General features: G+C 65.4%; 15 protein-coding genes and 1 riboswitch. Of the genes, 4 read left to right on the forward strand and 11 right to left on the reverse strand.

Features of this window, described 5'->3' with window-relative positions; genetic code table 11:
* Positions 1-10: 10 nt before the first annotated feature.
* A complete protein-coding gene (gene tnpA, locus QM741_RS03630) occupies positions 11-442 on the reverse strand; it encodes an IS200/IS605 family transposase (RefSeq protein WP_415206377.1) in 432 nt (143 codons plus the stop codon).
* 449 nt (positions 443-891) lie between these two features.
* Here tnpA and QM741_RS03635 point away from each other — a divergent pair, with 449 nt between their 5' ends.
* Positions 892-1,785, forward strand: a complete 894-nt coding sequence (locus QM741_RS03635; RefSeq protein WP_415206378.1) for an ATP-grasp domain-containing protein — start codon at positions 892-894, stop codon at positions 1,783-1,785.
* A gap of 105 nt (positions 1,786-1,890) precedes the next feature.
* Positions 1,891-4,542: a bifunctional lysylphosphatidylglycerol flippase/synthetase MprF gene (gene mprF, locus QM741_RS03640; protein WP_415206379.1), complete on the forward strand. Its 2,652-nt coding sequence runs from the start codon at positions 1,891-1,893 to the stop codon at positions 4,540-4,542.
* A gap of 3 nt (positions 4,543-4,545) precedes the next feature.
* Here mprF and QM741_RS03645 read toward each other — a convergent pair whose 3' ends face one another.
* Positions 4,546-6,681: a S53 family peptidase gene (locus tag QM741_RS03645; RefSeq protein WP_415206380.1), complete on the reverse strand. Its 2,136-nt coding sequence runs from the start codon at positions 6,679-6,681 to the stop codon at positions 4,546-4,548.
* Positions 6,682-6,740: 59 nt separating this feature from the next.
* Positions 6,741-8,675, reverse strand: a complete 1,935-nt coding sequence (locus QM741_RS03650) for a leucine-rich repeat domain-containing protein (RefSeq protein WP_415206381.1) — start codon at positions 8,673-8,675, stop codon at positions 6,741-6,743.
* Between the two features lie 264 nt (positions 8,676-8,939).
* On the opposite strand from QM741_RS03650, the gene ppa reads away from it, so the two are divergent.
* The gene (gene ppa / locus QM741_RS03655; protein ID WP_415206382.1) at positions 8,940-9,488 is read left to right on the forward strand and encodes an inorganic diphosphatase; all 549 of its coding nucleotides are present in this window, start codon (positions 8,940-8,942) and stop codon (positions 9,486-9,488) included.
* 25 nt (positions 9,489-9,513) lie between these two features.
* Here ppa and QM741_RS03660 read toward each other — a convergent pair whose 3' ends face one another.
* From QM741_RS03660 to thiC, 7 genes are all read right to left on the reverse strand, one after another.
* On the reverse strand, positions 9,514-11,163 hold the full coding sequence (locus QM741_RS03660; protein WP_415206383.1) for an ArnT family glycosyltransferase: 1,650 nt from the start codon (positions 11,161-11,163) through the stop codon (positions 9,514-9,516).
* Between the two features lie 28 nt (positions 11,164-11,191).
* Positions 11,192-12,205 (reverse strand): DUF2333 family protein, encoded by a 1,014-nt coding sequence (locus tag QM741_RS03665; protein WP_415206384.1) that lies wholly within the window; start codon positions 12,203-12,205, stop codon positions 11,192-11,194.
* Positions 12,206-12,281: 76 nt separating this feature from the next.
* Complete coding sequence (locus QM741_RS03670; RefSeq protein WP_415206385.1) at positions 12,282-13,175, reverse strand: sulfotransferase family protein; 894 nt, start codon at positions 13,173-13,175, stop codon at positions 12,282-12,284.
* 159 nt (positions 13,176-13,334) lie between these two features.
* On the reverse strand, positions 13,335-13,919 hold the full coding sequence (locus QM741_RS03675) for a ferritin-like domain-containing protein (RefSeq protein WP_415206386.1): 585 nt from the start codon (positions 13,917-13,919) through the stop codon (positions 13,335-13,337).
* A gap of 283 nt (positions 13,920-14,202) precedes the next feature.
* Positions 14,203-14,406 carry a DUF2283 domain-containing protein gene (locus tag QM741_RS03680; protein WP_415206387.1) on the reverse strand — a complete coding sequence of 68 codons (204 nt, stop codon included), beginning with the start codon at positions 14,404-14,406 and terminating at the stop codon, positions 14,203-14,205.
* Between the two features lie 28 nt (positions 14,407-14,434).
* Positions 14,435-14,677 (reverse strand): DUF4258 domain-containing protein, encoded by a 243-nt coding sequence (locus QM741_RS03685; protein ID WP_415206388.1) that lies wholly within the window; start codon positions 14,675-14,677, stop codon positions 14,435-14,437.
* Between the two features lie 64 nt (positions 14,678-14,741).
* Positions 14,742-16,622: a phosphomethylpyrimidine synthase ThiC gene (gene thiC, locus QM741_RS03690; protein ID WP_415206389.1), complete on the reverse strand. Its 1,881-nt coding sequence runs from the start codon at positions 16,620-16,622 to the stop codon at positions 14,742-14,744.
* Between the two features lie 102 nt (positions 16,623-16,724).
* Positions 16,725-16,827, reverse strand: a riboswitch (TPP riboswitch).
* A 171-nt stretch (positions 16,828-16,998) separates the two neighbouring features.
* Here thiC and QM741_RS03695 point away from each other — a divergent pair.
* Positions 16,999-17,544, forward strand: coding sequence for a DUF3016 domain-containing protein (locus tag QM741_RS03695; protein WP_415206390.1), 546 nt, complete (start codon positions 16,999-17,001; stop codon positions 17,542-17,544).
* A 33-nt stretch (positions 17,545-17,577) separates the two neighbouring features.
* Here the strand turns inward: QM741_RS03695 and QM741_RS03700 are convergent, their stop codons facing one another.
* A complete protein-coding gene (locus QM741_RS03700) occupies positions 17,578-18,282 on the reverse strand; it encodes a helix-turn-helix domain-containing protein (RefSeq protein ID WP_415206391.1) in 705 nt (234 codons plus the stop codon).
* Between the last annotated feature and the right edge of the window lie 36 nt (positions 18,283-18,318).

Genomic DNA, 18,318 nt, shown 5'->3' on the forward strand with positions numbered 1-18,318 from the left:
CGGTGCCAACTCAGCGCCACAGATTCAACCGATCCATGCGCTTGTCCTCGTGCTCCTGATTTTGAATGTAGGCTCGTATCTGCGTTTCATCCCGACCTACCGTCGAAACGAAATACCCTCTCGCCCAAAAGTGCTGGCCCTGAAAATTCCGCTTCCGCTCTGCGTACGTACGCGCCAGATGAATCGCGCTCTTGCCCTTGATGTATCCCACCACTTCCGACACCGCGTACTTCGGCGGTATCGCCAAAAGCATGTGGACGTGATCCGACATCAGATGGCCTTCTTCTACCCGGCTCTCTCTTTGCCTCGCCAACTGCCGGAACACCTCTCCAAGATGCTTGCGTAGCTCCGCGTACAAACTCTTTCTTCGACACTTCGGGATGAATACCACGTGGTATTTGCACTCCCATTTTGTGTGGCTCAAACTCTCATACCCGTCCATCGGGACTCTCCGTTTCGTGTGCTTGGCGGCTCACGCCCGGAGTGTTTCCGATGGACTCCCGTAAATGTCAAACTGTTACTGCCACCCCGGCAAAGCCGGGGGAACTCCTATAGTTGTTTAGATTTGGAAGTTTACGCGTCTCCAGAACTAACACCCAAGATGCATAGAATTCTTAATCGCGGATACATCCAGATCAAATAACGCGTAGCGAATAGGCTGGGCTGCCAAGCCCAGCGTAGTTCTTGCGCAATCCCAATGGCTGGGCTTTTTCAGCAAGTAGGGCGCAATAAGCGCAGCGCATTGCGCCGCAATTCCACCAAGCGGCACGCAGGATTCAGCGATGAAACAACAAGCGATCCTTGTCATGCGATCTCCAAGTTGAGACCCGATTGCTTGTCGCCCTGCGCAAAGGCATGCTGGCGCATTCGCCCGCACAGATGGAGTCTTGCATGTCCAACACCCGCATCGCCCTCGTCACCGCCGCTGCCGCGCGCGATCTCGACGAAGACCTGCCGCCGCTCGTCGCGGCATTGGACGAAGCCGGCATCGCGCACGACATTGTGGATTGGGACGACGCGCGCCTCGACTGGTCGCGGTACGCGCTCGCAGTGCTGCGCTCGACTTGGGACTACACGACGCGCCTGCACGAATTCCTCGACTGGGCCGAGCGCGCGAGCCGCGCGACGCGCCTCCTCAATCCGCTCGACGTGATCCGCTGGAACACCGACAAGCACTACCTCGGCGATCTTGCGCGCGCGGGCGTGGCGACCGTCGCCAGCCATTTCGTCGAGCCCGGCGAAGACGCGGGCGCCCTGATCGACCGCTTTCTGCACAAGCACGCAATGGGCGAATTCGTCGTCAAGCCCAGCGTCGGCGCGGGATCGCGCGACGCGCAGCGCTACGAGCGCGAGGAACGCGACGCCGCGCTCGCGCATGCGCGGCGCCTGCTCGACGCGGGACGCAGCGTGCTGCTGCAACCGTATCTCGATCGCGTCGACGCTCACGGCGAGACCGCGCTGATCCATTTCGACGGCGAGTTCAGCCACGCGATCCGCAAAGGTCCGCTGCTGCGCCGTGGCGAAGGTCCGACGCGTGCGCTGTTCGCGGGAGAGCACATCACGCCGCGCACGCCGGGCGCCGACGAATTGCGCGTCGCGCAGGACGCACTGGCCGCGATTGCGTTCGACACGCCTCTGCTTTACGCGCGCGTCGACCTGATCCGCGACGGCGCCGACAAGCCCTGCGTGCTCGAACTCGAACTGACCGAGCCCTCGCTGTTCTTCGCGCATGCCGACGGCGCCGCGCAACGCTTCGCGCGGGCGCTGGCGCGGCGGCTCGCGTAGCGGCGCGACGGCGGCGGCGAAACCACCGGTCGCGAGGGAGCAGACCGCAGCCAACTGCGGGCGAATGCCTGCGATAATGCGCATCCCTTTCCGCCGTCGCAGCCGATGACCGAACCCGGCAATACCGCCGCGCACCACGCCGCACCGCGCAGCACGCTCGTGCGCCTGCGCTGGCTCGTGCCGGCGACGTTTCTCGCGGTAACGGCATGGCTGCTCTGGCGCGAACTCGGCCACCAGTTCGACCTGCCGGAAATCCAGCGCACGCTGCTCGACGTGCCGACGCTGCCGGCGCTGGCCATTGCCGTGCTCGCGCTGTCCGCGGTCGCGTTCACCGGGCTCGTCGACGGCCTGATCGGGCGCTGGCTGCGGCTGGGCCTCGACTGGCGCGATTACCTGCGCCTGTCGTTCGTCGCCAATGCGCTTGCGAACATCCTCAATCTTTCCGGCGCGATGGGTGCGGGCATCCGTCTGATGGGACTGACCGCGCACAAGGTACATCTGCCGCGCGCGGCGGCGCTGATCGGCATGCAGGCGCTGTCGCTGCCGCTGGGCCTGTCGCTGCTGGTGGCGCTGACGCTGGCGACGCGCTCGCTGCCGCTGGGCGTGGGCACGACCGAGCGCACGATCGCGTACCTCGTGCTCGCCGCCGCCGCGCTGTATCTGCCGCTGTACTTTTTCCTGACGGCGCGGCGGCGGCTGATGCGCTGGCTGCCGCACGACCTCGGCCTGCCGCCGCTGCGCCTGAAGCTCGAACTGATGGTCGTCTCGCTGGCCGACTGGCTGCTCGCCGCGACCGTGCTCTGGGCCTGCCTGTACATCTCCGGCGCGCACGTGAAAGCCGGCCTGCTGCTCGGTTCGTTCGCGGGCGCCTCGGTGCTCGGCCTCGTCAGCCAAGTGCCGGGCGGCCTCGGCGTGTTCGACGGCCTGATCCTGATCGCGCTCAAAGGCGAAGACTACGATCCGCCCGTGATCGTGTCGGGTCTGCTGTTGTTCCGCCTCGCGTATTACCTGCTGCCGCTGCTCGCCGGGCTCTACGTCGGCTCGGAGATGTTCACGCAGAATTCGAAGGCGCTCGCGCGGCTGCGCACGCGCCTCGGCAGCCATCCGCTGTTCGGCCTGCTCGGCCTGCCCGCGGTGCTGCTGGCCGACCTCGGCACGCGCCTCGTCGCGATGCTGACCTTCCTCGCCGGCGTGCTGCTGCTCGCCTCGGCGGCGATGCCGTCGGTGATCGAGCACGTCAACGTCGTGCGCGAGCATCTGCCGATCCTGTTCGTCGAAAGCGCGAGCTGGTTCTCGGTGCTGACCGGCGTGCTGCTGCTCGGCCTCGCGCGGGGCATCGACGGACGCCTGCGCGTCGCCTACCGGTTGACGATCGTGCTGCTGCTGATCAGCGCGGGGCTCGCCGTGACCAAGGGCCTGCACTTCGGCGAAGCCGCGTTCCTGCTCGCGGTCGCGCTGCTGCTGCGCGTGCGCAAGCGCGTATTCGTGCGGCGCGCGATGACGCTCGGCGCGATGACGTCGCTGGGCTGGTACGCGGGCCTGGCGATCTGCGTGCTCGTGTTCTTCGCGATCGGCGCGGCGCAAGTGCTCGGCGACGATTCGTTCGACCTGTTCTACTTCGGCTTCGGCGAGCACACCTCGCGCGTGGGCCGCGGGCTCGCCGCGGCGGCGCTCGGCGTCGTCGTCTACTTCATCTGGCAGTTCTTCGCGGTGCGCCGGCCGGAACTTTCGCTGCCGAACCGCGGCGACCTCGAACACGCCCGCGCCATCTACGACGCACATGGCGGCGGCGAGTTCGCGCATCTCACGTTCATGCGCGATAAGCACCTGTTCTGGACCACGGACCATCGCTGCGTCGTCGCCTACGGCAGCGTGCGCAACCGGCTCGTCGCGCTCGGCTCGCCGTGCGGCCCGGAAGACCTGATCGACCAGGCGATCCTCGAATTCCGCCGCCACGCCGACGCGCAGGACCGCGTGCCGATCTTCTACGAAGTGCTCGAACCGGATCTTTCCCACTACCACGACGCGGGCTTCGACCTGTTCAAGCTCGGCGAACTGGCGATCGTCAAGCTCGACGAATTCTCGCTCGCCGGCAAGCGCTGGGAAGACCTGCGCCAGGCCGTGAACCGCTCGGCCAAGGAACAGCTCGCGTTCGAGATCGTCGATGCGCCGCACGACTCGGCGCTGGTCGCCGAAATCCGCGAGGTTTCCGACGCCTGGCTCGCCGACAAGGGCGCCGTCGAGAAAGGCTTCTCGCTCGGCCGCTTCGACGGCGACTATCTGGACTGGAGCCCGCTCGCCCTCGTGCGCCGCGCCGGCAGGCTGATCGCGTTCGCCAACATCGTGCCGCCCTACGGTCCGAACGGCACCGCGAGCGTGGACCTGATGCGCCACGTCAACGACGCGCCGCGCAGCACGATGGATTTCCTGTTCGCCAAGGTCATGCTCTGGTCGCAGACGCAGGGGCACAAGCAATTCAGCCTCGGCATGGCGCCGCTGTCGCGCGTCGGCGACAACCCGTACGCGCGCATCAACGAGCGCCTCGCCTCGCTCGCGTTCCGCTACGGCAACAATTTATACAATTATCAAGGTGTACGCAGATACAAGGACAAGTTCAAGCCGGAATGGACCGGCTCGTACCTCGCCTATCCGCGAGGCATCTGGGTGCCGGGCCTGCTGATCGACATCGCCGCGCTCGTCGCCGGCGGCTACGCGCGATTCCTGGTCAGGTACCTTGCGGCGGACCGCGAATCCTGAAGGCTACTGGCTGCTCCAGCCGTTGACGAGATTGGCCACGTTCACCGTGCCGATGCCGGTGGCGAAATCCCAGCCCGTCGCGGCGGCGTAGGCCGGCGAATCGGTCGACCTCGAGGTGGAAAGCACGCCCCAGTAGAAGCCCGACGCCGTGCCCGTGTAGCCGTAGCAATCGAAACCGTAGCAATTCACCACGATGTCGCCCTGGGTCACGTCGTGGAAGATGCACGACGAACCGACGCCGCTGCCCTTGCTCGAATTGCAGCTCGCATTGCCGCTGCTGCCGTACTCCGAAGCGGCGAGCTTGTAGAAGACGTAGTTCGGGTTGCCTTGCGCCGATCCGGTTTTGTAGTTGACCAGCGCCTGCACGCCGGCGAGGACGGGCGCGGCGATCGAGGTGCCGCCGAGCAGGGTCCAGTCGTCCGGCGTGCCGGTGCACGCGCTGCCGCCGTTGGCGATGTCGCTGTAGCACTCAACGTAGGCGTGCCCCCAGAAATAATTCGAGGCGAACATCGACACGTCGGGAAGGTCGCGCACGCCGTCGCTGGTCAACCCGTAGACGCCGCTCTGCCAGGACGGCTTCGTCGTGCCCTTGCAACTGCCGAGCGCGGAAATCAGGCCGCTGCTGTCGAAGGTCGGCGAACCCGAAGCGCAATTGCTCGGGCCGCCGCTGGCGGCGATCGTGTTGTCCATCGCATACTCCAGCGCATCGACGCTATTGCAGAACCCGGAGGATCCGTAGGCGATGCCCTGGCTGGCGTAACTCAGGAACACCGAACCCGCGCAGGAGTCGTTCCAGGGAATTTCCGGGATATAGGACAGCGCCGCGCCGCCGCTCCAGTAGGACGACGTCGCTTCGGCGGATTCGTCGGCGAAGTCGGTACCGCCGACGGCGACGTTGTACGGCGTCGAGGCGAAGCCGTTCACGCCGATGCCGTCGTACGCGCCGTTCTGGCCCGCGTCGCAGCCCGCCCCGCCCTCGTCGCCCGAGGAGACGAACACCGATACGCCTTCGGCCACCGCCTGCTGGTACGCCGCGACGTAGGCGGCGTTGCCCGTCGTGCCGAGCCCGGCTTCGCATTCGCCGTAGCTCACGCTGATGATCTGCGGCGGCGCGCTCGCCTCGAGCAGGTTCTGCACGGCGATCAGGCCGCCGAACAGCGTGCTCGTATCGGCGCAGGCGGCGACGACAATCTTCGCGCCCGGCGCAGCGGCGCTGGCCCACTGCGCGTCGACCTCGGCTTCGATCGCATTGGCATTGATGCCGGGATCGGCGCAATTGTTGGTGCCGGACGTCGGCGCCGGATGCGACTGGACGAGGCTGCCGGTGGTGTAGCCGGACAGGCCGAGCCGGCTGCGGAACGTGCTCCAGTCCTGTGCGCTGTAGACGTCGGTGTCCTCGACTACGGCGATGGTCTGGCCCTGACCCGTGTTGCCCGCGGCGAAGACCGGGCTGAAGTTGTAGATCGTCGCGAGGTCGGCCGGGGCGAGGTTGGCGCCGCTGCCCGAGGCGGCGTCCTGCGGATGCGCCGCGGCCTTGCGCGCGCGCACCGCCAGCGCGCGCGGACGGAAATCGTTGAGCGAAACGACGCCCTTGACCACGCTTGCGAGCGCGGACGGAATCCGCGGATCGCTCATGTTGGCGAAGTGCTTCGCGCCCTTGACCGCGAGCTTGTGGATCTCGGTGTGGAAGGCGTCGCGCACGGCGCCGGCCGTGCCGGAGAAATCGATCGTCATCGCATTGGCCTGGACGCGATCGACCTTGAAGCCGTGCGCGGCCAGCCACTGCGTCACCGTCGCGATGTCGCTCTGCGCGACGCCGTACTGCGCGCCGAACTGCTTTGCGCTGAGCCATTGGTGATACGTCGGCGATTTCGGATCGTGCAGCGCATCGATCGCGCTGGCGAGCGCGCTTTCCTGATCAGACGAGCGTTGCAGCAGCAGTTGCATGTGCGCCAGCGGCATCGTGTCGGCGACGGCGCCGCGGTCGTGCGCCGCCGTGGCCTCGGGGCGCACGTTGCCGGCCAGCGTCGTGAGGCTGCTCTCGCTCACCCGGGATGTAATCCGCGCGGTCGGTCCGGCGGCATGGCTGGCGAATGCGAGGCCGAGCACCGGGATCGCCCACAGAGTGCGCTTGATCATGATTCGAACCTTGCAAGTTTTCCCGGCGCGGCGAAGCGGGGCGATGGCGAACGAGGCATTCACAGGCTGCACCCCGCCGGTGCCGGGCCGAGCCGCACGAGGGAAATCGTTCCGCTCGCCGATTCCGAATAGAGCGTGTTCGGCGCGATCGAGTAGGTCAGCATCGCTGCCGTGCAGCTCTTGAAGCTCAGGCTCACCGTGCCGACGTCATCGTCGCGGGTCACGCCACCGGCAGCGTCGAAGCTGCCGCCCCTCGCCTGACCCAGCTTGATGCCGGTCGCCGAGGTCGCGGTCGAGGCGAAGCTGCTGTCCTGGAACACGAACCATTGCTGGCGCGGCGAGGAGGCGGTGTAACTCGACGGGAAAAAGGTATACCACGAGCCGAACAGCGTCGTGATGCCCGGGCTGATATCGATGAACAGGCCCTGCCCACTGTGGTTCGGGTCGTACCATGCGCCGGAGAGCAGATAGTTGGCCGCCGCGCTGCCGTTGTCGCCGCTGCTGCCGCAGGTGGTGTTCGCGGTCAGGCGCGTGAGCGGGATCGAGCCCGCGCGCCCATCATCGAAGGCGTAGACCAGCGTGCCGGTCGAGCAGTCGCTGAAGCTCAGCGTCGCCGTGCCGACCTGGCTGCTGCCCGGGCTCGGGCTTGCGGCGAGATAGCCGTCGGTCGCGGTGTAGATGCCGAGCGAGGCCGAGGTCGTGGCGCTGTAGACGTCGCCCTGCAAGGTATACCAGCGCTGCGCGCCGCTGCCGCCCGATACGTCGAACGTGTACCAGCCGGCGAAGAACGTGCCATGGCCGGTCGCGACGTTGTCGGCGTAAACATTGAAGACGAAACCCTGGCCGCTGGTGTCGGGATTCCACCACGTGCCGGTCAAACCGTGCTGGTCGAGATCGACCGTGCTCGCGGAGAGTCCGCAGGCGAGGTACCACGGCGACGTGCCGGTGGCGGCATCCCAGTTCGCGTCGGGCGTGGCGGTAAAGGCGTTGCCGCAGAGGACGGAGCCGCCGGCCTGCAGACCGTCCGGGTTCGGCACCACGGGCACGTTGCCGGTCAGCTTGTTGCCGCCGACGTCGATGCCGGTCAGCGCGGTCAGGCCAGTCAGCGCAGGCATCGCGCCGGTCAATTCGTTGGAGTCCACGTCGAACGTGGCAAGGCTGGTCAACCCGCTCAGCGACGGAATCGAACCGCTCAACTCGTTGTCGCTTGCGTTGAAGAACTGCAACGCGGTCAAGCCGCCCAGCGCGGGAATCGAACCGCTGAGTTCGTTGGAGAACACGTAGAACGCCTGCAGGCTGGTCAACCCGGACAAGGCGGGAATCGAGCCGGTCAGCTCGTTGCCGTGGACGTCGAACACGGCGAGGCTGGTCAGCCCGCTCAACGTCGGCAAGTTGCCGGACAAGTCGTTGTTCGAGGCATTGAAGCCTTGCAGGTTCGCAAGGCCGGAGAGGCTCGGAATCGAACCGGTAAGTTCGTTGCCCGCGACGTCGAAGCCGCGCAACTGGCTCAGCGCGCTCAGCGTCGGGATCGAACCGGTGAACTCGTCGCCTTCGATGCTGAAGCCCTGCAGGCTGGTCAGCGCGCTCAACGACGGAATCGTGCCGCCGAGTCCGCAATTCGTGTCGCTGCTGCTCGAACAATAGTTGTTGTACGAGACGATGAAGGTTTGCAGATAGGTCAGTGCGGACAAATCGGGCAGCGTGCCGACGAGGCCGTTCTGCTCGAGGTTGATGCCGATCACGTGGGTGCTGCTGCCGTTGCAGGTCACGCCGTACCAGGGCGGCGCACTGCTGCTGCCGCATTCGCTGCCGGCCGTGCCGGTGCCACCGTTGCCGTTGTTCCAGCCGCCGTTCTGGATCCAGCCGGAGCCGCCCGTACTGCTGTAGAGGTTCAGCAATGCCTGACGCTCGGCGGCCGGAATCGCCGCCTGCGCGGCCGTTCCTGCGCAGAGCGCCGCGTATAGCCAGATGCAAACGCCCGTCGTTCGGCGCATCGCCATCGTTCCTGCAAATCGAGAGACTCGGCTGCGAATGTAGCTTGCCGCAGTTAAGCCGATCCAAAATTCTTGTGCAGAAACGATGAATTATTCGGGAACCGGTCATTCGCGCGAATCCGTCGGTGCGGCAATCCATACCCGTGCCCGAAAGTCGGATGCGGCAGCGCATCATTTCACGTATGCTGCGCTCCCCTTTCCGGCGGCTTTCACCCCGCCTCGCCGCCTCGCGCTGCGGCAAAGTTCACGCACAAGGAGCCAATCATGGGCCTCGACCTCGTATCCAGCGGCCGCGACACGCCGAACGAAATCAATGTCGTCATCGAGATTCCGAAGGATGCGGAACCGGTGAAGTACGAGGTGGACAAGGCTTCGGGCGCGATCTTCGTCGACCGCGTGCTGTCCACGCCGATGCGCTATCCGTGCAACTACGGCTATGTGCCGCAGACGCTCGGCGGCGACGGCGACCCGCTCGACGCCCTCGTGATCCTGCCGCTGCCTCTGGTGCCGGGCTCGGTGATCCGCTGCTCGCCGGTCGGCATGCTCAAGATGACCGACGAGGCCGGCAGCGACGAAAAGCTCGTGGTCGTGCCCGTGACCAAGGTGTTCGCCGGATACGCACACATTACCGATATCGGCCAGGTGTCCGGCAACTGGCTCGAACGCATCGGCCATTTCTTCGAGCACTACAAGGATCTCGAAAAGGGCAAGTGGGTCAAGATCGAAGGCTGGGAAGGCGACGCGGCGGCGAAGGCGGAGATCGTCGCAGGCGTGAGGCGCTATCAGGCATCGCCGGAAAAGTTGAAGTTCTGACGCCGCGCCGCAACGCGATTTCGCGTCAGTCTTCGCGCCTGTCGTCCTCTTCCGGCTTGGCCTGCGGCGCGGCGCGCGGTCCGGCGCACACCTCGGACGCGCGCCAGAACAGGATGCTGCCGAGTCGCCATGGCACTTCCGTCTCGGCTTTGGTCGGCACGCCGTACTTGCTGTAGATCGTCACCACCTCGCCGTCCGGGTGCGCCGCGCACCACACGTAGAGTTCGCCGAGATTGATCGCCTCGAGCGGCTGCGTCATTCGCCCCGGGAACTCGAACAGGCCGTGATGCCAGCCCAAGTGCGCGATCGGCGTACCCGCTTCTTGCGTCGCGCGGATGCGCTTCGCGACCGCGGTCACGTCGAGCGTCGGCCCGACCACCTGCGCGATCGTCAGCATGCCGATCGCCGCCGTCGCGACCGCACACAGCGCGACCGCACCCACGCGCGCATGCGCGCGCGGGTGCGCGAGCAGGAAAACGCCCAGCGCCGCGGCCAGCGCGCCCCAGAGCAACCACATGCCGCCGATCACACCCTGCTCACGCGGCGAGAAACTGCCGTCGCGAACCAGACGATCGAGCCCCGGAACGTGCGCCGCATGCTGCGCGAGCCACGGCACGGCGAGAAGGAAAACGCCGGCGAGCACGAGCAGCGCGCCGAACACACGACCGCGCACGCGCGCCTCGCCGTCGCGCAGCACGATCGCGAAATACAGCGCGAGGCCGGGCAGCAGCGGCAACAGATAGTGCGGCTGCTTGCCGCTGGCGAAACAAAAAATCACGAATGCCGGCACGAACCACGCGGCTGCGAACCGCGCCGCCTTGTTCAGCGCGAAGCCGGCGCGCCACGCGCGCCACGGCGCGCGCAGGCTCAGCGTCCACGGCAGGATCATCAGCGGCAGCACCATGAAATACCACCAGACGGGCCGCGCATGGGCGAAGCTCTGGGTCATGCGTGCAGCAGTCTGATGGAGCACCACGTCGGTCACGTAGCTCCAGCCGCCGGCCGACGCCATGTAGACGAAGCCCACCGCGACGCTGGCGAACACACCCGCGAACACGGCCGCGTACCAACGCAACGACATGCTGCGCGCGGTGGCGCTCCACCATGGCCCGAGCAGGCCGACGAGGCCCGCATCGAGCAGCATCACCGGCCCCTTGTTGAGCAAGCCGAGGCTCAGGCCCGTTGCGAAGACCGCGACGCCACGGCCCCAGCGCCGCTCGTCGAAATCGACGAGGCCGTGCAACGCGAGCAGCACGCAGGCGGCGAGCACGACGTCGAACATGATCGCGCTGGCGAAGATCGCGAAGAACAGCATGCCGGCGAAAATCTGCGCGGCGCGCGTGGCGAGCGCTGGGTCGTCCGCATCGAGCCGGCGCACGAGGCGCTCGAACAGCAGCAGCAAGGCCAGCGAGACCACGAGCATGCCGAGGCGCACGATCCACACGTTCAAGCCGGCCGCGGTCCAGGCGATATTGATGAGCCAGAACAGCAGCGGCCCCTTGTGCGAATAGGGTTCGCCGTTGAGATGCAGCAACAGCCAACCCGGCGAATTGCGCAGTTCCCACGCCACCGAGAGATAGCGCGTCTCGTCGATCGGCAGTGCCGGCAGGAACAGCGCGACGGGCAGCAGGATCAGGAGCCAGCAAACGCGCCAGTCCGCAAAAAACTTCTTCATGGATTCGCCATCGGACGGCAACGCGCCATCAGCCCCGGTTCAACAGATTCTTCAGATCGATGGTCGCCGCGTTCGCACGCGACACGTAGTTCGCCATCACCAGCGAATGGTTGGCGAAGAAGCCGAACGGGCTGCCGTTGAGGATCACCGGGCTCCATACCGGCTTCTGCGATTCTTCGAGCTCGCGAATCACCTGCTTGAGGCTCACCATCGCGCCCTTGCGCTCGAGCACCGGGCCGAAGTCGACTTCGATCGCCTTGAGCTGTTCGAGCAGCGCCCAGGAATAGCCGCGCGACTCGTAGAAGATGTCGTCGATCTTGCTCCACGGCGTCTTGACGATTCTCTGCCCCTGTTCGTTCTGCGTCGACTCGGTGCCGGCCGGCGCATCGCCCTGCAACTGGATCTGGCCTACGCTTGCAGAAAGACGCTGCGACAGCGAACCCAACCGTGTGGAGACGAGGTCGAGATAATCGGCGAGGCTATCGGCGCGCGCATAGAACTGCGCACCGTTCGGATCGTTCTTGCCGAGGCGCATGAAGTAGTTCTCGACGTGGTCGATCGCCTTGCGGTACTGGCCCTCCGAACTCGGCAGCAGCCAGCGGTCGTTCGGCGAGGAAAACAGCGGATCGGCTTCCTTCAAATCAGGATCTTCCTCCGACTGCGACTGCGAGCGCGCGAACTTGTTGCGCATCTCGCGCGCGAGGTCGCGCGATGCCGTGAGCACGCCGAATTCCCAGTTCGGCACGTTGTCCATCAGCACGCCGGGCGGGAACTTGTCGTTGGAAATGTAGCCGCCGCGCTTGTCGAGCAGCGTTTCCGCGCTGCCGATCAGCGTGGCGGTGACGACGCTGCCGGCCACGACCGGCTGGTTGTGCCGCGCCGAGCGCTCCTGCGCGAACTTGACCACGTCGAACTGCGCCGGCTCGTAGCTCCACCACCACATCAGCGCGAGCACGACGATCGCGTACAGCGCGACGACGATGCCGAGGCCGCGCAGCCAATGGCGCCGGCCCAAGGGACGGGAAACAGGGGTCGCGTTCATCGGATTCTCCTGGCGGCGCGCATCGCGCCGGTACGTGCGCGCATTGTGCCGCATGCACGCGGCACTTACACCCGCGTCAGCGCGCGGCGAAGGCGTCGCCGCGCGCGATCACGTCGCGCAGACCCGGCAGCACCGATTCGATCTCGGCTTCGTGACGCCGCCATTTTTCCGGATCGGGACGCGACACCGTCGTCCGCGCCAGCGGAAGGTTCGCTTCGAGCGGCCGGTCCCAAACGTAGTCTACGGCTCGGCACAGGCGCGCGATCTCCGCAGCCGGAGCGGCCGTCAGCGCATCGTAACGCGCCACGTGGACGCGCTCGCGCGGCAACGCGGCGAGATCGTCGAGCAGCGTTTGCATCACCGCGCGCCATTGCGCAGCGACGATCTCGTGCAGCGGCCTGCCGGAAAGTTGACGCCAGCCCGCAGTCAACACGAACGACCAGTCGGGCCCGCGCCAACCCGGCAGGCCGAGATAAGTGCGGAAACGTCCCGACATCCAGCCCTCGATCATGCTCGCCAGCACCTGGCGCGCGTCGCGATGCAGGTATACGAACCGCGCTTCGGGAAACACCTTGGCGAAAAACGGGATGCGCAGCGAATTCTTCGGCGTCTTCTCGAGCATGCGCAGCGGCCACGCCGTCGGCGGCCTGCCGCCGCGGTCGCGCAATGCGGCGCGAAAACGCGCGCGCAACTCTTGCCCGGCGGCGCTAGTCGCGGCGGCGGCGTCGAGCCGGTTCGAGGCGAGGCCGTGATCGCCCGGATTCAGTCCGCGGATGTTTTCGAGCAACCCGTGGCTCTCGTCGCCGATCGTGTAGACGTCCTTCGCGCGCGCGAGCGCTTCGAACAGCAGGGTCGAGCCCGAGCGCGGCGGCGAGACGATGAACACGGGCCGGTCGAACTGCGCGTCGCGGCCGTCCTGCGCGCCCGAGTTCACCGGCGCATCGCGCGGTTCGCCGGGAATCACCGCCATCGCCGCATCGCGTCCGGATCGAAATGACGCCGACCGCATCGTTCCGCGGCGCGCTTGCGATGCCGAAGCCGGTGAGCGCAGAAGCGAGCGCCGTCTCTCCGCACGAAACGAACCACCACACACGTTTTCATCGACCCGGCCCGCAGCAACAGCGGCGGCTTACTTGCTCTTGGCCTTGCGCTGCTTCGGCTTCGCGGGCTCGCCCTTCTTGCCGAGCTGTTCCATCAGCGTCTTCATGTCCTCGGCGTGCTCCTCTTCCATCGCGAGGATGCCTTCGAGCAGGCGCTTGGTCGTCGTGTCCTTGTCGCCGACGTAATTGATGATCTCGCGATAGCTGTCGATCGCGATGCGCTCGGCGACGAGGTTCTCCTCGATCATCGCGGCGAGATCGTCGGGCACGATGAACTCCGCGTGGCTGCGCGTCTGCAAACCCTCCGGCGAGAAGTTCGGATCGCCGTCGAGCTGGGTGATGCGCTCGGCGATCTGGTCGGCGTGCTGCTGCTCCTCGTTCGCGTGTTCGAGGAACTCGGCCGCGATGCTTTTCGCATTGATGCCCGAGGCCATGTAGAAATGCGCCTTGTAGCGCAACACGCAGATGATCTCCGTCGCCAGCGCCTCGTTCAACAATCTCACCACGGTATCGCTGTCGAGCGTGTACGAATCGGTGACCGCACCGCGCTCCATATGCTCACGCGCGCGCTTGCGGATCGTCTTGATGTCGGAAAGAAAGGGCTTGCCAGCCATGTCGCATCCTCCTGGGTTGATCGCCTGGGAAGCCGACGCCGGATGGACGCCGGCATATATGCTGCGCGGCCATTCTATACGCATCGCGCGAGCGTGGTCTAAAACAAAACCGTTCCCGCTTCCCGCTCGCACCGATGGATCGACGAGAGCCAATTCGAAAACCATGAAGAATCAATCAGCATAGCCATCGATCCCGCGCGGTGGCGCAGAAATGCGCGTGCTTGGCGGTTTCTTTCAGCAGCGTCTCGTCGTGGAATTCCTGCGCCGCGCACGCAGCCGGCGGTCAAGCCGCTCGCGGCAGCAAGTCGTTGATGTTTTCCAGAGGCCAATACCCGGCGGCCTTGGCATCCAGGATCGTGATCTCGGCGATACCCTTCTGCGAATATCCGACGTTGATGTTCCAGCCGTGCGAGACGCCCTTGACGATCGGCTCACGGGTGAACTCGATGTGAAGAATATCGTCGGTTTCGTCGTACTTGATTCTCATGTCTCGTCCTCCGATTGCCAATCGATCATCACGGTCTTGACCACCACACCAGGGCAGCTTGTTCGACCACCGCCGCGCAGACCAGGTTGTCGGATCGCCCTTCGACATGCTTGAAGATCCAAAGGCTCGTCTCGCTGCTTCGCTTGATCTCGCCTTCCTCAATCACCTCTTCAAGGAGGGCGATGCCAATATTTCGGCGCGTCATGCTTGCTCTGGCGTGCGTGGTGATCCAGACGTTTTTTCCAAACCTCGCACTGAAAAAGTCGGCCAACGCCATCCTCCTCGGCAAATAATAGGAACGGACAAATCCATCGGCAAGAAGGGCCGGGGGATTCTCAGCCTGGCCTGTAGACCTCGCCGCCCCGCTCGCGGAATTCGCGCGCCTTTTCCTCCATGCCTTTCGCCAAGGCATCGGCTTCGTTGGCGACGCCGTGGTCCTTGGCATAGTCGCGCACGTCCTGCGTGATCTTCATCGAGCAGAAGTGCGGGCCGCACATCGAGCAGAAATGCGCGTGTTTGGCGGCTTCCTTCGGCAGCGTCTCGTCGTGGAATTCCTGCGCCTTCTCCGGATCGAGGCCGAGGTTGAACTGGTCCTGCCAGCGGAACTCGAAACGCGCCTTGCTCAATGCGTTGTCGCGCACCTGCGCGCCCGGATGGCCCTTGGCGAGGTCGGCCGCGTGCGCGGCGATCTTGTAGGTGACGATGCCGTCGCGCACGTCCTGCTTGTTCGGCAGGCCGAGATGTTCCTTCGGCGTCACGTAGCAGAGCATCGCCGTGCCGTACCAGCCGATCATCGCCGCTCCAATGGCGCTGGTGATGTGGTCGTAGCCGGGCGCGATGTCCGTGGTCAGCGGGCCGAGCGTGTAGAACGGCGCTTCGTGGCACTTCTCGAGCTGTCGCTCCATGTTTTCCTTGATCAGGTGCATCGGCACGTGGCCGGGGCCTTCGATCATGGTCTGCACGTCGTGCTTCCAGGCGATCTGGGTGAGCTCGCCGAGCGTGTCGAGTTCGGCGAACTGCGCGGCGTCGTTCGCGTCCGCGATCGAGCCGGGACGCAGACCGTCGCCGAGCGAGAAGGCGACGTCGTAGGCCTTCATGATTTCGCAGATGTCCTCGAAGCGTTCGTAGAGAAACGACTCCTTGTGATGGGCGAGGCACCACTTCGCCATGATCGAGCCGCCGCGCGAAACGATGCCGGTGACGCGCTTTGCGGTCAGCGGAATGAACGGCAGGCGCACGCCGGCATGGATTGTGAAGTAGTCGACGCCCTGCTCGGCCTGCTCGATCAGCGTGTCGCGGAAGATTTCCCAAGTCAGTTCCTCGGCCTTGCCGTCGACTTTTTCCAACGCTTGATAGATCGGCACCGTGCCGATCGGCACGGGCGAGTTGCGGATGATCCACTCGCGCGTCTCGTGGATGTGCTTGCCGGTCGACAGGTCCATGACCGTGTCGCCGCCCCAGCGGATCGCCCAGACCATCTTCTCGACTTCTTCGGAAATCGAGCTCGTCACCGCCGAGTTGCCGATGTTGGCATTGATCTTGGTTAGGAAGTTGCGGCCGATGATCATCGGCTCGCTTTCCGGATGGTTGATGTTGTTCGGAATGATCGCGCGGCCGCGCTCGACTTCACTGCGCACGAATTCGGGCGTGATGATTTTCGGAATCGCCGCGCCGAAGCTCTGGCCCGCATGTTGTCGGGACAATTCGGCATCGCGCAGCGCGTCGAGTTTCTGGTTCTCGCGAATCGCGATGTATTCCATCTCTGGCGTGACGATGCCTTTTCGCGCGTAGTGCATCTGCGAGACGTTCGCGCCGGCCTTCGCGCGCAATGGCGCGCGCGTGTGCGGGAAGCGCACGCCGGCAAGCTTGGGATCGGCGGCGCGCCTGCGGCCGAACTCGCTCGACAGGCCCTTCAAGGTTTCCGTATCGCCGCGCTCGGCGATCCACTTCGCGCGCAGCGGCGCGAGGCCGGCGACGAGGTCGATGCGCACCGACGGATCGGTGTACGGACCCGACGTGTCGTACACGGCGAGCGGCGCATTCTTCTCGGCGCCGAACACGAGCGGCGTGTCGCTCAGCGCCACTTCGCGCATCGGCACCTTGAGGTCGGCGCGCGAGCCCTGCACGTGGATCTTGCGCGAACCGGGGATCGGGCGCGTGACGGCTTCCGACAGCGCGGTCGTGTCGCGGATCAGGTCGGCGGCTAAGGCATTCATGGCATCGTCTCCTCGAAGTTTCGCCGGGCTCGCGACGGAGGAGATTTCAAAGGCGCTGGATTCCCGCTTTCGCGGGATGACGAGCAAAAAGCGCCATGCCGGCCGCGCGCCCATGAAACTTCCCTACGCCGGCATGACCCGGATCAGGTACGAAGGGTTTTTCTCAGTTCCCCGGTCATGCCGGAAAACACCCCCGCTTCATGCCGGCTATTGAATCACGAAGCGCCCGCCGGAGCGAGCCGCGTGTCCGTCGCCGTTGCCTGAACGGAAGGCAACTCCGGCATCGGGGCCGTATTTCGCGACGAAAACCATTTCTGCGCCACCCGGTCAAAGGAGTACCATTTTCCTGCGATGCCATTCACGCCGCGAGGTCGTCATGAACGCCATTTCGAAATTGCTTCGCCCCGCCGTCGTCATGCTGTCGTCGGGCCTCATGCTCGCGGCCTGCGCGGCCACGGAACCCAGAAAACCGCTTCCCGACCGCGTGCAGGTGAGCTGGGCGCCGAACGACCAGTTGAGCGAGGTCAAGAACAACTCCTTCCAGCGCGGCTGGCTCAAACCCGCGGACTGGCAGAAGACGCTGTCCGATCATCTGCGCAAGCGCGCCGCACTCGTGCTGCCGCCGGGGCAGAAGCTCGACGTGACGTTCGAGGACATCAAGCTCGCCGGCGATTTCGAACCGTGGCACGGACCGGAGGCCCACGACGTCCGTTTCATGAAAGACATCTACCCGCCGCGCGCGACCCTGCGCTTCAAGCTCACCGACGCCAGCGGCGCGACGATCCGCGAAGGCGAGCGCAAGCTCACCGACCTTGCCTACCTGCAGCGCACGACAATAATCGACTCGAACGACCCGCTGTCCTACGACAAGCGCTTGCTGGACGACTGGATAAGCAGGGAATTCGGTCGCACCAAATCATGAATTCCCGGGCCCGACGGCATTCGCGGACGGCGTTCAGCGCGCTCTGCGGGTAGCACGCTTGCCGAGCGGCCTGGCGCTGCGCCTGCGCGCGTTGGCAGCAGGCGGACGCACCGCTTCGACGTCGCCGTGCAGCGAATACAGCGATTCGAGTAAGCCCTCTTCGGCGCTCGAACAGACCGCGAGCACCAGCGCCTCGTCGCAGTCTTCGGCGGCGATGTACGCGTGGCCCATGTTGCTGTCGATGTAGATCGATTCGCCTTCGTGCAGCACGACCGCATCGTAGAATTCGGTGAGCACCTCGACCGCGCCTTCGAGGACGTAAATGAATTCCTCGCCCTGATGGCGCACGAGTTCGCCGAATTCCTCGACGCTCTTCGCGCGGATGCGCGTATGGATCGGGATCATGCGCTTGCGGCGCAGTTCCGGGCACAGGTAGTAGTAGTCATAGTTCTTCGTGTTGACGCGCACCGCATCGCCCATGCGGCCGACGCTGCGGCGCGCCGTCACCGCCGCCTCGCCGCTTTCGGCGGGATCGGCGAACAGCTCCGACATGCGGATATTGAGGCGCTGGCTCAGTTGCAGCAGCTTGTCGTAGGTCAGCGTCAGCCGGTCGTGCTCGACCTTGGACAGCGTCGACACCGGAATCTGCGTGCGCTCGCTCATCTCCTTGAGCGTCCAGCCGTTGCGGGCGCGCAAACCGCGCAAAAGACCGCCCAGGGTGTGGTGGCGCGCTTTCATATCCATAGGTTCCTTTTTCCTGCGAATTTTCCGATC

Source organism: Rudaea sp., assembly GCF_047601565.1.
Taxonomy (GTDB): domain Bacteria; phylum Pseudomonadota; class Gammaproteobacteria; order Xanthomonadales; family Rhodanobacteraceae; genus Rudaea.

Bases quoted from the DNA above. Each gene is read 5' to 3' on its own strand.
- QM741_RS03635 (WP_415206378.1), top strand. From the start codon at position 892: ATGTCCAACACCCGCATCGCCCTCGTCACCGCCGCTGCCGCGCGCGAT.
- tnpA (WP_415206377.1), bottom strand. From the start codon at position 442: ATGGACGGGTATGAGAGTTTGAGCCACACAAAATGGGAGTGCAAATAC.
- QM741_RS03700 (WP_415206391.1), bottom strand. From the start codon at position 18,282: ATGAAAGCGCGCCACCACACCCTGGGCGGTCTTTTGCGCGGTTTGCGC.
- mprF (WP_415206379.1), top strand. From the start codon at position 1,891: ATGACCGAACCCGGCAATACCGCCGCGCACCACGCCGCACCGCGCAGC.
- QM741_RS03675 (WP_415206386.1), bottom strand. From the start codon at position 13,919: ATGGCTGGCAAGCCCTTTCTTTCCGACATCAAGACGATCCGCAAGCGC.
- QM741_RS03695 (WP_415206390.1), top strand. From the start codon at position 16,999: ATGAACGCCATTTCGAAATTGCTTCGCCCCGCCGTCGTCATGCTGTCG.
- QM741_RS03665 (WP_415206384.1), bottom strand. From the start codon at position 12,205: ATGAACGCGACCCCTGTTTCCCGTCCCTTGGGCCGGCGCCATTGGCTG.
- QM741_RS03660 (WP_415206383.1), bottom strand. From the start codon at position 11,163: ATGAAGAAGTTTTTTGCGGACTGGCGCGTTTGCTGGCTCCTGATCCTG.
- QM741_RS03680 (WP_415206387.1), bottom strand. From the start codon at position 14,406: ATGAGAATCAAGTACGACGAAACCGACGATATTCTTCACATCGAGTTC.
- QM741_RS03645 (WP_415206380.1), bottom strand. From the start codon at position 6,681: ATGATCAAGCGCACTCTGTGGGCGATCCCGGTGCTCGGCCTCGCATTC.
- QM741_RS03670 (WP_415206385.1), bottom strand. From the start codon at position 13,175: ATGGCGGTGATTCCCGGCGAACCGCGCGATGCGCCGGTGAACTCGGGC.
- thiC (WP_415206389.1), bottom strand. From the start codon at position 16,622: ATGAATGCCTTAGCCGCCGACCTGATCCGCGACACGACCGCGCTGTCG.
- QM741_RS03650 (WP_415206381.1), bottom strand. From the start codon at position 8,675: ATGCGCCGAACGACGGGCGTTTGCATCTGGCTATACGCGGCGCTCTGC.
- ppa (WP_415206382.1), top strand. From the start codon at position 8,940: ATGGGCCTCGACCTCGTATCCAGCGGCCGCGACACGCCGAACGAAATC.